The sequence below is a fragment of the Pseudomonas sp. Pso3 genome (assembly GCF_055393275.1).
This window is the reverse complement of sequence record NZ_AP043687.1, coordinates 615,114-627,974: the sequence shown is the minus strand read 5'-3', so window position 1 is coordinate 627,974 and position 12,861 is coordinate 615,114. Positions and strand designations below refer to the sequence as shown.

12 protein-coding genes are annotated in these 12,861 nt (G+C 67.7%); 4 read left to right on the top strand and 8 right to left on the bottom strand.

Annotation, left to right across the window (positions count from 1 at the left end):
- Positions 1-54 precede the first annotated feature (54 nt).
- The 3 genes from pqqE (at position 55) to ACZ5R1_RS02950 (ending at position 3,579) form a co-directional block, all read left to right on the top strand.
- Positions 55-1,206: a pyrroloquinoline quinone biosynthesis protein PqqE gene (gene pqqE / locus ACZ5R1_RS02960; protein WP_042137437.1), complete on the top strand. Its 1,152-nt coding sequence runs from the start codon at positions 55-57 to the stop codon at positions 1,204-1,206.
- Between the two features lie 322 nt (positions 1,207-1,528).
- Positions 1,529-2,053 (top strand): GNAT family N-acetyltransferase, encoded by a 525-nt coding sequence (locus ACZ5R1_RS02955; protein WP_042137435.1) that lies wholly within the window; start codon positions 1,529-1,531, stop codon positions 2,051-2,053.
- Positions 2,054-2,172: 119 nt separating this feature from the next.
- Positions 2,173-3,579 carry a YncE family protein gene (locus tag ACZ5R1_RS02950; protein WP_042137433.1) on the top strand — a complete coding sequence of 469 codons (1,407 nt, stop codon included), beginning with the start codon at positions 2,173-2,175 and terminating at the stop codon, positions 3,577-3,579.
- An 847-nt stretch (positions 3,580-4,426) separates the two neighbouring features.
- Here the strand turns inward: ACZ5R1_RS02950 and pcaC are convergent.
- The 7 genes from pcaC to ACZ5R1_RS02915 form a co-directional block, all read right to left on the bottom strand.
- Positions 4,427-4,822 carry a 4-carboxymuconolactone decarboxylase gene (gene pcaC / locus ACZ5R1_RS02945; RefSeq protein WP_042137431.1) on the bottom strand — a complete coding sequence of 132 codons (396 nt, stop codon included), beginning with the start codon at positions 4,820-4,822 and terminating at the stop codon, positions 4,427-4,429.
- 11 nt (positions 4,823-4,833) lie between these two features.
- On the bottom strand, positions 4,834-5,622 hold the full coding sequence (gene pcaD / locus ACZ5R1_RS02940) for a 3-oxoadipate enol-lactonase (protein WP_042137429.1): 789 nt from the start codon (positions 5,620-5,622) through the stop codon (positions 4,834-4,836).
- Between the two features lie 16 nt (positions 5,623-5,638).
- Positions 5,639-6,997 (bottom strand): 3-carboxy-cis,cis-muconate cycloisomerase, encoded by a 1,359-nt coding sequence (locus ACZ5R1_RS02935; RefSeq protein ID WP_042137427.1) that lies wholly within the window; start codon positions 6,995-6,997, stop codon positions 5,639-5,641.
- Positions 6,998-7,013: 16 nt separating this feature from the next.
- A complete protein-coding gene (locus tag ACZ5R1_RS02930; protein ID WP_027598789.1) occupies positions 7,014-8,306 on the bottom strand; it encodes an MFS family transporter in 1,293 nt (430 codons plus the stop codon).
- 225 nt (positions 8,307-8,531) lie between these two features.
- Complete coding sequence (pcaF, locus tag ACZ5R1_RS02925; protein ID WP_042137425.1) at positions 8,532-9,746, bottom strand: 3-oxoadipyl-CoA thiolase; 1,215 nt, start codon at positions 9,744-9,746, stop codon at positions 8,532-8,534.
- Positions 9,743-10,528 (bottom strand): CoA-transferase subunit beta, encoded by a 786-nt coding sequence (locus ACZ5R1_RS02920; protein WP_027598791.1) that lies wholly within the window; start codon positions 10,526-10,528, stop codon positions 9,743-9,745. The genes pcaF and ACZ5R1_RS02920 overlap by 4 nt, the downstream gene beginning before the upstream one ends.
- 3 nt (positions 10,529-10,531) lie before the next feature.
- Positions 10,532-11,380: a CoA transferase subunit A gene (locus tag ACZ5R1_RS02915; protein WP_042137423.1), complete on the bottom strand. Its 849-nt coding sequence runs from the start codon at positions 11,378-11,380 to the stop codon at positions 10,532-10,534.
- Positions 11,381-11,587: 207 nt separating this feature from the next.
- Between ACZ5R1_RS02915 and ACZ5R1_RS02910 the strand changes: the two genes are divergently transcribed.
- Positions 11,588-11,809 carry a VF530 family protein gene (locus ACZ5R1_RS02910; protein WP_042137422.1) on the top strand — a complete coding sequence of 74 codons (222 nt, stop codon included), beginning with the start codon at positions 11,588-11,590 and terminating at the stop codon, positions 11,807-11,809.
- A gap of 102 nt (positions 11,810-11,911) precedes the next feature.
- Here the strand turns inward: ACZ5R1_RS02910 and ACZ5R1_RS02905 are convergent, their stop codons facing one another.
- Complete coding sequence (locus ACZ5R1_RS02905) at positions 11,912-12,859, bottom strand: class I SAM-dependent methyltransferase (RefSeq protein WP_042137419.1); 948 nt, start codon at positions 12,857-12,859, stop codon at positions 11,912-11,914.
- Between the last annotated feature and the right edge of the window lie 2 nt (positions 12,860-12,861).

Below are 12,861 nucleotides of genomic sequence, written 5' to 3'. Positions count from 1 at the left end.
GTTTCTAACGCAGCATCACCGAGCGCAGGCACTTCTCAACTGCCTGGAGTGCCCATGCAACTCCCGCAGCCGCCGGCGGTAGGCAAGCACAACGTCGGCCTGCCGCTGTGGCTGCTGGCCGAGGTCACCTATCGCTGTCCGCTGCAGTGCCCCTATTGCTCCAATCCCCTGGACTTCGCCGCCCAGGGTCGTGAGCTGACCACCGAACAGTGGTTCAAGGTGATGGCCGAGGCGCGGGAGATGGGCGCCGCCCAGATCGGCTTTTCCGGCGGCGAGCCCCTGGTGCGCCAGGACCTCGCCGAGCTGATCCGCGAGGCGCGCCGGCTGGGCTACTACACCAACCTCATCACCTCCGGCATCGGCCTCACCGAGGCGCGCATCGCCGAATTCAAGGAAGCCGGCCTGGACCATATCCAGATCAGCTTCCAGGCCAGCGACGAACAGGTGAACAACCTGCTGGCCGGCTCGAAGAAGGCCTTCGCCCAGAAGCTGGCCATGGCCAAGGCGGTCAAGGCCCATGGCTATCCGATGGTGCTCAACTTCGTCACCCACAGGCACAACATCGATCGCATCGACCAGATCATCGACCTCTGCCTGGCCCTGGAAGCCGACTTCGTCGAACTCGCCACCTGCCAGTTCTACGGCTGGGCGGAACGCAATCGCGCCGGCCTGTTGCCGACCAAGGCCCAGCTGGAGCGCGCCGAGCGCATCACCAACGAGTACCGTGCGCGCCTCAAGGCCGAGAACCACCCCTGCAAGCTGATCTTCGTCACCCCGGACTACTACGAAGAGCGCCCCAAGGCCTGCATGGACGGCTGGGGCAAGCTGTTCCTGACCATCACGCCGGACGGCACCGCCCTGCCCTGCCACGGCGCCCGGCAGATGCCCATCGCCTTCCCCAACGTGAAGGAGCAGGACCTCAGGCACATCTGGTACGACTCCTTCGGCTTCAACGTCTACCGCGGCTACGACTGGATGCCCGAGCCCTGCCGTTCCTGCGACGAGAAGGAAAAGGACTACGGCGGCTGCCGCTGCCAGGCCTTCATGCTCACCGGCGATGCCCGCAACGCCGATCCGGTCTGCGCCAAGTCCCCGCACCACGACCTCATCCTCGCCGCCCGCCAGGAAGCCGAGACCGCGACCCAGCGGATCGAAGATCTGCACTTCAGGAACGAGCGTAATTCGCGGCTGATCGCCAAGGCCTAAGAGCCTGCTCAAAATCTGCTGCGCGTCGGCCAAACGGCGTTGAAAATGGCCTGGAAGGCCAGCCCCGTCGGAATGCTCATTTACCACTCGTAAACTCCGCTTCCTCAGCCATTTTCGCCTTGTTTGGCTCTAGCTCGCGAGATTCTGAACAGGCTCTAAGGCCGGCGGCGGCGCCAGGCACGCCAAGGTCGCCGCTGGAATCCAGGCCCCCGCGCCAAGGCGCAGGCTAGCGGCGGGACTCACCACCCACGGCTCCGAGGCGTTTGCCTCCCGGCCGGGCAGTGACCATACTGCCCGGCCGGACCTTTTCCCCCGCCTCGTCATGCCTTCGATACGCCCGCTGCGCCCCGCCGACCTCCCGGCCGTCCTCGCCATCCAGGCGGCCAACTACCCCGCCGACCTGCTCGAAGACCACGCCTTCTACGCCAATCGCCTGGAGCTCGCCCCGGAACACTGCTGGGCGGCCCTGGACACCGAGGCGCGGCTGCAGGGCTATCTGATCGCCTATCCCTGGGACGACGGCCTGCCACCGGCGCTGGGCGCCCGCCTGGAGCAGCTGCCGGGCGCGGCCTCGACCTGGTTCCTGCACGACTGCGCCGTGCATCCCGCCGCCCAGGGCCAGGGCGTGGCCGGGCGGCTCTATCGCCACGCCAAGGGCCAGGCCCGACGCGCCCGCCTGCGCCAGGGGCGGCTGGTGTCGCTGTCCAACGCCATCGGCTACTGGCAGCGCCATCACTATCACCCGGTTCCGGCCGACGCCGCGCTCGAGGCCAAGCTGGCCGGCTATGGCGCCGGCGCCTGCCTGATGCAGCGCACCCTCGATACCCCGGACAGCGACAAAGCGTAAAACCTGCAAATCTAAATGCAAGTATTTCGCTTTCGCCTTAACATGACCTAGCCCAGGAGGGCCTCCGCTGCCCGGCGCTCTGGCGCGGGTATCTTGATCGCCGCTACAAGGAATCCCTGATGAACATCGCTCCAGCGTCTTCGGCCAAGGGCCGGCGCGTCTTTTCCGTCACCCTGCTGGCCGCCCTGCTGGCGCTGGGCGGGCAAGCCGCCCAGGCGCGCTCCAGCTTCGAAGCCCCCGATCCGGACTACCACGGCGAGATCAAGGCCAGTCCTGTCACCGGCACCGCCATCCTGGCCGGCAGCGAGGTCGCGCTGGACGGCCGTGGCTTCACCCCCGGTCAGCAGATCACCCTGTCGCGCGGTGGCGTGGCGCTCAACCCCGACGCCGCCTACGTGGCCGACGCCCAGGGCAACTTCAAGGCGACCCTGCGCATCCCCGAAGACGCCGCCCCCGGCCAGCACCCCATCGTCATCAGCACCGCCCAGCCCTCGGGCGCCGCGGTCTTCCCGCTCAAGGTCTCGCCGGTGGTGCCGCTGTCCGGCGCCGAGGCCTATAGCCTCACCGCGGTCAAACTGGTCCCCGGCCTCTACCAGGTGGACAGCAGCGCCAAGACCGGCGCCCTCTTCGTCACCTCGGCCGTGGGCCGCCCGCCGGTCAAGGTCTCGCAGCTGCTCAAGCTCGATCCCAAGGACCTGTCCATCCAGCGCCAGATCACCCCGGCCGCCGCCCCGGGCCAGGACGCCGGCGTCTACGCGGTCTACGGCGTGGGCGTGGACGATCGTAACGGCACCGTCTGGACCACCAATACCCGGCAGAACACCGTGGCGGTCTATCGCCAGAGCGACCTAGGCCTGGTCAAGCAATTCGAACCCGGCCTCGTGCCCCATGCCCACACGGTGGTGGTCGACGAGAAACTCGACCGCGCCTTCGCCTCGGCGGCCATGACCCCGGACATCGTCAGCTTCGACGCCAAGACCCCGGCCGTGCGCAAGCACATCGCCATCGAATCGGGCGTGCGCGGCGAGCAGTTCGCCGTGGTCGGCATGCACCTGGACCCGGCGGTGCACAAGCTCTACGCCGTCAGCCTGAAGACCAACGAAGCCGCGGTGATCGACGCCAAGACCGAGCAGGTCGAGAAGGTCTTCCCGATCCAGGGCGCCAAGACCCCCATGGCCGTGGCCCACGATCCCCAGACCGATCGCCTGTTCATCACCGCCCAGGGCAGCGACAACCTGCTGATCGTCGACGCCAAGACCGGCAAGACCCTGCACAACGTCACCACCGGTGCCGGGGCGCTGAACGTGGCCTTCGACCCGGTCAAGCGCCTGGCCTACGTGACCAACCGCGGCGCTGGCACCCTGACCGTGGTCGACCCGGACGGCACCATCAAGGCCAACCTGGAACTGGGCACCTACCCCAACCACGCGGTGGTGGATGGCAAGGGCGTGGTCTACGCGGTCAACAAGGCCAAGGGGCAGGATGATGCCGAGGGGGATCGGATTACGCGGGTAGTGACCAAGTAAGGGGCCTGAGGCCCTGTGGCTGGGCAGGGCTGCCTTCGTACAGAGCGACTGCCCTATCGCGGTCATGGACCGCTCCTACAGTTTCGAACTCCTGCTGTAGGAGCGGTCCATGACCGCGATAAGGGCATGATTTCAGCCTTGAACTGCGCGCCGTGCAGGTGCCCTGGCTGTTTATTGAGTTCTGCTGATGCCCCTGGTTTCGCCTGGCCGGCGACTCACTTTTCTTTGCTTGCGGATCGCCGCCCGGTGCAAAGAAAAGTAAGCAAAAGAAAGCGCACCCCAACAGTTCGGCCTCACTGACGGGGACGGAGCGCCAGCCTGAGGCTTCCGTATTCAGAAGATTCGTAGCGTGGAAAACCGCGCAGCGTTTTCCACTGAGGGAGTAAGGCCTATCGCGTGGACAAGGCTGCGCCGTTGTCCACCCTACCGGTTTGCACCCAAGGCATCAGGCTAGCGAATCGCCCCGTTCAGGAGGGCGAACGCCAGTGTCGTGAAGTGGGGCGAGCCGCATGGATACGGCGAGAGGTCCAGTGGGCCATGGACGGCCCATCTGGACCGACCCCGGAACGGCGCTGGCGTGAGCGGACCCGGAGCGAAGCGGAGGGCCGGATGGTCGGGGCAAGCGTTTTTGCTTACTTTTTTGCGGGGCGCGCAGCCGCGACTGAAAAAAGTAAGTCGCCCGGGTGGGCGAAACAAAAACCTTCAAAGCGCTCGATAACCAGCCCTGGCACCCAATAGCACAGGCGTTGGGCTTCGCTAACGCTCAACCCAACCTACGCCCAACAACCAACGCCCGCCAAATCCAACCCGGCGGGCATCATCCAAACAGGGGCCAAAGGGGGGAAACTCACCCCTCCAGCGACTCCACCCCCAACTCATCCCACACCGTCTCCGCCAGATGGAAGGTGGCATTGGCCGCCGGGATGCCGCAGTAGATGGCGCTCTGCATGATCAGCTCCTTGATCTCCTCCCGCGTCACCCCGTTGCTGCGGGCGGCGCGCAGGTGCAGGCGCAGTTCGCCTTCGCGGTTCATGCCGATCAGCATGGCGATGGTGATCAGGCTGCGGGTGTGCCGCGGCAGGCCCGGGCGGGTCCAGATGTCGCCCCAGGCGTGGCGGGTGATCATCTCCTGGAATTCTTCGTTGAAGGGGGTCAGCTTTTCCAGGCTGCGATCGACGTGGGCGTCGCCCAGCACCGCCCGGCGGACCTGCATGCCGGCTTCGTAACGTTCTCTTTCGTCCAAGATCGACTCCTTCAGGCGCTGAGAAAGGCCAGCACGCGCTGGGTAAAGGCAGCGCCCATCTGCACGTTGGACAGGTGGGCGGCGGGAAACTCGACGTACTCGGCGCCGGGGATGCGTTCCTGCAGGAAGCGCCCGTCGGCCGGGGTGGTCACGGCGTCGTGGGTGCCGGCGACGATCAGCGTCGGGGCCTGGATGGCGTCCAGCACCTCGCGGAAGTCGGCGTCGCGTACCGCCGCGCAGTTGGCGGCATAGCCCTGGGGCGGGGTGCTGGCGAGCATGGCGACGATGCGGTCGACCTTCTCCGGTTCGGCGCTGGCGAAGTCAGGGGTGAACCAGCGGCCGATGGAGGCATCGCGCAGGTCGCGCATGGCCTGCTCGCCGCCGGCTTCGACGGTCTGGATGCGGGTGTTCCAAACCTCCGGGGTGCCGATCTTGGCGCCGGTGTTGCACAGCACTAGACGGGTGACCCGCTCGGGGGCGTTGATGCCCAGCCACTGGCCGATGGAGCCGCCCATGGACAGGCCACAGAAGGCGAAGCGGTCGATACCCAGGGCGTCGGCCAGGGCCAGGACGTCACGGCCGTTCTGATCCATGCGATAGGGGCCGGGCGTCACCAGGGAGGCGCCGTGACCACGGGTGTCGTAACGCAGCAGGCGAAAGCGCTCGCTGAAGGCGGCGGCCTGGTCGTCCCACATGGCCAGGTTGGTGCCCAGGGAATTGGACAGGATCAGCACGGGGGCGCCCTCGGGGCCCTCCAGCCGGTAGTTCAGGTCGCCATCGGCGAGACGTACGCTGGGCATCAGGCAGTCCTCTGGTTTAGGAATGGGTAGGCAGGGTGCGATGTTCGGCCAGGGCGCGGGCCACCCAGGCCCGGGCCTGGCCCTGGTAATGGGCGGGGTCCAGCAGGCGATCCAGCTCGGCGCTGGAGAGTTCGGCGGTGACCTCGGGGGTATCGCCGAGCACCAGACGCAGATGGCGACCCTCCTGGACGGCGCGCTTGCAGCTCTGCTCCACCAGGTGGTGAGCGGCCTCGCGCCCCAGGCGTCCGGCGAGGGCGATGCTGACCGCCTCGGCCAGCACCAGGCCGTGGGTCAACTCCAGATTGGCCTGCATGCGCGCGGCATCCACCTCCAGCCCGGCGACGATGGCCTGGGCCTGCTGCAGGGCGCCGGAGACCAGGCAGAACAGCTCCGGCAGGGTTTCCCATTCGGCATGCCAGAGTCCCAGGCTGCGCTCGTGCTCCTGGGGCATGGCGGAAAACAGGGTGCTGACCAGACCCGGCGCGCGGGTGGCAGCGGCGATCAGCACCGCGGCGCCGACCGGATTGCGTTTGTGCGGCATGGTGGAGGAGCCACCCTTGCCCGGCGCCGAAGGCTCGAACACCTCGGCGGCCTCGGTCTGCATCAGCAGCGACAGATCGCGCCCGAGCTTGCCCAGGCTGCCGGCCACCAGGCCCAGCCAGGCGCCGACCTCGACTAGGCGATCGCGCTGGGTGTGCCAGGGTTGCTCCGGCAGGCTCAGCCCCAGCTCGCGGGCCAGGGCCTCGGCCACCGGCAGGGCGTCAGCGCCCAGGGCGGCCAAGCTGCCCGAGGCGCCGCCGAATTGCAGCACCAGCACCCGCGGCCGCAACTCGGCCAGGCGCTGGCGGTGCCGGGTGATGGCGCCCAGCACCCCGGCCAGTTTCATGCCCAGGGTCACGGGCGTCGCATGTTGCAGCCAGGTCCGGCCGGCCAGCACGGTGCCGGCATGGCGCTCGGCCTGGATGGCCAGGGCCTCGGCCAGCCGTGCCAGGTCGGCGTCCAGCAGGTCCAGCGCCTGGCGGATCTGCAGGACCAGACCGCTGTCCATGGCGTCCTGGCTGGTGGCACCGCGGTGCACATGGCGCTCGGCCTCGGGGTCCTGGGCGGCGATCTGCCGGCCCAGGGCCTTGACCAGCGGTATGGCGGAATTGCCGGCGCTGACCACGGCCCGGGCCAGCTCGGCCGCGTCATAGCGCTCGGCGCGGCAGGCGGCGGCGATGGGCGCTACCGCCGTCTGGGGGATTACCCCCACCGCCGCCTCGGCGCGCGCCAGGGCCGCTTCGAAGTCCAGCATGCCCTGCAGTCGCCCCTGGTCACAGAACACCGCACGCATGGCGGCCTGGGTGAAGTAGGCGTCGAACAGCAGGTTGGACATGGGGATTCCTCGGGGCTCAGTGGTCGTGATGCAGGTAGGTGGCCTGCCGCGGCAATCTCAGGCTGACCAGGAAGGCCACCGCCAGCATCACCGAGACGTAGATGTAGAAGACTTCTTCATGCCCCTGGGTCTTGAAGCTCAGGGCGACGAATTCCGCCGAGCCGCCAAAGACCGCATTGGCCACCGCATAGGACAGGCCCACGCCCAGGGCGCGCACTTCCGGCGGGAACATCTCCGCCTTCACCAGGCCGCTGATGGAGGTGTAGAGGCTGATGATGGCCATCGCCAGGCAGATCAGCAGGAAGGCCACGAAGGGACTCTGGACGCTGGCCAGCGCGGTGAGGATCGGCCAGGTGCAGACCGTGCCCAGGCCGCCGAACAGCAGCATGGAGGCGCGCCGGCCGATGCGGTCGGAGAGCATGCCGAACAGCGGTTGCATCAGCATGAACACCAGCAGGGCGCAGGTCATCACGGCACTGGCGGTCTTGGCGTCCATGCCGCTGGTGTTGACCAGGTACTTCTGCATGTAGGTGGTGAAGGTATAGAAGATCAGCGAGCCGCCGGCGGTGTAGCCGAGCACGGTGAAGAAGGCCGCCTTGTGGTGCTTGAACAGGCCGCTCAAGGTGCCGGCTTCCTTGTTGGCGCGGGTCTCGGCGGTGGTGGTCTCTTCCAGCGAGCGACGCAGGAACAGCGAGATCACCGCCGCGGCGGCGCCGACCAGGAAGGGAATCCGCCAGCCCCAGGCACGCAGGTCGGCGTCGCTGAGCACCTGCTGCAGGATCACCACCACCAGCACCGCCAGCAACTGGCCGCCGATCAGGGTGACGTACTGGAAGGAGGCGAAGAAGCCGCGCTGGCCACGCAGCGCCACCTCGCTCATGTAGGTGGCGGTGGTGCCGTATTCACCGCCCACCGAGATGCCTTGCAGCAGCCGCGCGAGCAGCAGCAGGGCCGGCGCCGCGACGCCGATGCTGGCATAGGTGGGCAGGCAGGCGATGGCCAGGGAGCCGGCGCCCATCATCAGGATGGAGATGACCATGGAGGTGCGCCGGCCGTACTTGTCGGCGATGCGCCCGAAGATCCAGCCGCCCAGGGGCCGCATCAGGAAGCCCGCGGCGAAGACGCCGGCGGTGCTCAGCAACTGCACGGTGGGATCGCTCTTGGGGAAGAAGGCGGCGGCGAAGTAGATGGAGCAGAAGGCGTAGACGTAGAAGTCGAACCATTCCACCAGGTTGCCGGACGAGGCGCCGACGATGGCGAAGATGCGCTTCTTGCGCTCCTCGAAGCTGTAATGCGGGTGAGTGCTCATGGAGATCCTTAATTATAGGTATGGATGGACGGAGGACAGCCTACCGCCATCGGACCAGGAGAGACACACACGGTTACAGGAGGTGTGGGCATGGGGATGGGTGAGATTTGGGACATTTGCTGAGCAATGGCTCTACGATCAGCTCTGGCCATCGCGGCCATGGGCCGCTCCTACAGGGTCATGCTCTTGTAGGAGCGGCCCATGGCCGCGATTAACCTAGGAACCTCAGGCTCCGTCCACCCGCTCCACCGCCAGCGCCAACCCCTGGCCGACGCCCACGCACATGGTGGCGAGACCCAGGCGGCCGCCGGTCTTCTGCAGGTGGTGCACCGCGGTGAGCACCAGGCGGTTGCCGCTCATGCCCAGGGGATGACCCAGGGCGATGGCGCCGCCGTTGGGATTGACCTTGGGACTGTCGTCGGCCACGCCCAGCTCGCGCAGCACGGCCAGGCCCTGGGCGGCGAAGGCTTCGTTGAGTTCGATGACATCGAAGGCGTCGATGGTCAGGTCCAGTTGCTTGAGCAGCTTGCGCACCGCCGGGGTCGGGCCGACGCCCATGATGCGCGGCGCCACCCCGCCACTGGCCATGCCCAGCACCTTGGCCCGCGGCGTCAGGCCGTGCTTCTTAACGGCCTCCGCCGAGGCCAGGATGATGGCCGAGGCGCCGTCGTTGAGGCCCGAGGCGTTGCCGGCGGTCACGGTCTTATCCGGGCCGTTGACCGGCTTCAATTTGGCCAGGCCTTCGGTGGTGGTGTCCGCACGCGGATGCTCGTCGCGCTCGACCACCACGTCACCCTTCTTGCCCTTGATCGTCACCGGGACGATTTCCTCGGCGTAATAACCGGATTCCTGGGCCGCGGCGGCGCGCTGCTGGCTGCGCAGGCCGAAGGCGTCCTGGTCGGCGCGGCTGACGCCATAGTCGGCGGCGACGTTGTCGCCGGTGACCGGCATGCTGTCGACGCCATAGGCCTCTTTCATTGCCGGATTGACGAAGCGCCAGCCGAGGGTGGTGTCTTCCAGCTTCTGGCCGCGCCCGAAGGCGCTGTCGGCCTTGCCCATGACATAGGGCGCACGGGTCATGGACTCCACCCCGGCGGCGATCACCAGGTCCATCTCGCCCAGGGCGATGGCGCGGTAGGCCTGGCCCACCGCTTCCATGCCCGAGGCGCAGAGGCGATTGAGGGTCACGCCCGGCACCGTTTCCGGCAGTCCCGACAGCAGCACCGCCATGCGTGCCACGTTGCGATTGTCTTCCCCGGCCTGGTTGGCGCAGCCCATGAACACCTCGTCCACGGCGGACCAGTCCACCTGGGGATTGCGTTCCTGCAACGCCTTGAGCGGAATGGCCGCCAGGTCGTCGGCGCGCACCGCCGAGAGACCGCCGTTGAGCCGGCCGATGGGAGTGCGGATGGCGTCGCAGATATAGACGGGGCGACTCATTCCTCGCCTCCCTTCTGGCCGCCGTGAGCCGCCGTGGTGCGGGCCTGCAGATCGCGCAGGGCCTCGAGTTCGGTGGCGGTCGGCGCCTCGGTGGTGGCGACCTGATCGGCGAAGCGGAGGGCCCAGCCGGTGGCGGCCACCACCTGCTCGCGGGTCACCCCGGGATGCAGGGCAGTCACCACGAATTCGTTCGTGCCGGCTTCCGGTTCCATGATGCAGAGGTCGGTGATGATGGCAGTCGGGCCCTTGCCCGGCAGGCCCAGCTGCTGGCGATGATCGCCGCCCTCGCCGAAGCCCACCGAGGTGATGAAGGCCAGCTTGTCGACGAAGCTGCGGTGCGACTGCTTGAGGATGATCAGCACCTCCTTGGCCGAACCGGCGATCTCCGGCGCGCCGCCGGCGCCCGGCAGGCGCACCTTGGGCTGGTGGTAGTCGCCGATCACCGTGGTGTTGATGTTGCCGAAGCGGTCGACCTGGGCCGCGCCGAGGAAGCCGACGTCGATGCGTCCGCCCTGCAGCCAGTAGCGGAAGATCTCGCCGGTGGGCACCACGGTGTCGGCGGTTTCGGCCAGTTCGCCATCGCCGATGGACAGCGGCAGCACCGAGGGCTTGGCGCCGATGGGGCCGGATTCGTAGATCAGCACCACGTCCGGCGCATGGGTCAGGCGTGCCAGGTTCGCCGCGGTGGACGGCAAGCCGATGCCGACAAAGCAGACGCTGCCATTGCCGAGGCGGCGCGCGGCGGCCACGGTCATCATTTCATTGGTGGTGAAGTCGCTCATGATTCAGGCCTCCGCAGCCAGCTTCGCCTGGAAGGCGGCGAAGTCCGCGGTACCGCGGATGTAGGTGTCGATCCACTGGGTAAAGGTGTCGCGATCGCGGGCGATCGGATCCCAGGCCTGGTAGAAGCGGTTGTCCCGTTCGTAGTAGCCGTGGGCATAGGACGGATGCGCCCCGCCCGGCACCACGCAGACCGCGCTGAGCGCCCAGGTCGGCAGCACGCAGGCGTTCATCGGCGCCTGGAGATCGTCGACGATTTCCTCCACGGTGACGATGCAGCGCTGGGCGGCCAGGGCCGCTTCCTTCTGCACGCCGAGGATGCCCTGGATCAGCACGTTGCCCTGGCGGTCGGCCTTTTGCGCATGGATGACGGTGACGTCCGGGCGCACGCTGGGCACCGCGGCGAGCTGCTCGCCGGTAAAGGGACAGGCGATGAACTTGATGTCCGGATTGACCTTGGCCAGGTCCGAGCCCTGGTAGCCGCGCAGGACGGCGAACGGCAGGTTGGAGGCACCGGCGACATAGGCATTGGCCAGGGCCGCGTGGCTGTGCTCGGAAATCTCCAGCGGGTGCGGCCAGCCCTTTTCCACCGCATCGCGCAGCCGGTGCAGGGAGCCGACACCGGGGTTGCCACCCCAGGAAAAGATCAGCCGCTTGGCGCAGCCGGCACCGATCAGCAGGTCGTAGACCAGATCGGGGGTCATGCGCACCAGGGTCAGGTCGCGCCGGTTCTGGCGGATCAGCTCGTGGGCGGCGGCGGTCGGAATGAGATGGGTGAAGCCTTCGAGGGCGACGGTCTCGCCATCGTGGACGAAGCGCTGGATGGCTTCGCTCAGGGACAGGATCTGGGCCATGGATTGTCGACTCGCGTCTTTGTTGTCGGCGCCGCCCGGTGCGGCGGTCTGGGGTCAGACTACAAAGCCCCATCGGCGCAAACAATCCGATAATCGACTAACAGTTCGATTATCGAACAGCATCGTTCCGCAGGCGGGCGACCGCTTCGCTGCGCAGCGCGACGTCGCAACGGCTACACTGCTCTGCCCTCACCCAGAGCCCTGCCGATGTCCGACAAGCCCCGCCCCTCCCTGGAAGGGATCACCCTCGAAGCCCTGCTCACCCGCCTGGTGGAGCATCATGGCTGGGAAGAACTCGGGCGGCGCATCCCGCTGCGCTGCTTCACCCATGAGCCCTCCATCAAGTCCAGCCTGACCTTCCTGCGCCGCACGCCCTGGGCACGGGAAAAGGTCGAACAGCTCTATCGGCGCTTGCCCAAGCAGGGTTGAGCCTAGCCCGGTGTAGGTTGGGTTGCGACGGCTCCATCGTCGAAGCCCAACGAGCCAGAGCCGAACCCGGGCACCGTTGGGCTTCGCTACGCTCAACCCAAACTACGACGCCTGTTCCTGCCGGAACACCAGCACCTTGAGTCCGCCCTCGGGATCCTCGTCGGCGAATTCCGGCGGATTGGCCAGGCGCTCGACGAAGGCCAGTGCGGGGGCTTCCTTGGCCATGCCAGCGATGAGGAAATCCGCGCCCACGCCGGGGTCGTTGACGCAGGCCAGCACCCGGCCGCCGGGGGTGAGCAGTTCGGGCAGGCGGCGCAGGATGCGGGCGTAGTCCTTGGTCAGGGCGAAGCTGCCCTGCTGGAAGCTGGGCGGATCGACGATCACCAGGTCATAGGGCCCCAGCTTGCGCACCTTGCCCCAGGACTTGAACAGTTCGTGACCGAGAAAGCTGACCTGGCCCAGGTCATGGCCATTGAGTCGGTGATTCTCGCGGCCGCGGGTCAGGGGCCCGCGGGCCATGTCCAGATTGACCACCTGGGCCGCGCCGCCGGCCAGGGCGGCCACCGAGAAGCCGCAGGTGTAGGCGAACAGATTGAGGATGCGCAGGCCGGCGGCCTGCTCGCGCACCCAGCGGCGGCCCAGGCGCATGTCGAGGAACAGCCCCATGTTCTGGTGGCGGGTGAGGTCCAGGCCGAACTTCAGGCCGTCCTCGTGGATGACATGCTCGCCCACCGGCGCGCCGATCAGCGCCTCGCTGGCGGCGTCCAGGCGATAGCGATGCTGCAGCAGGAGACTGCGGGCACCGCTGGCGCGCCACGCCGGAGCCTCGCCCAGGGCGGTCAGGGTGGCGCGCAGGGCGTCCAGCTCGGCCGCGGGCAATTCGCGAAACAGGCCCACCCGCACCACGCCTTCCAGCCAGTCGACGGTGAGTTGCTCCAGCCCCGGCAGCAGCCGGCCACGTCCATGCACCAGTCGGCGTGCCTCGGCGGGCGGCGAAGCGAGGGCGGTAAGCAGGAGCTCGGAGAGGCGGGCAAGGGTGGCGGTATTCATGG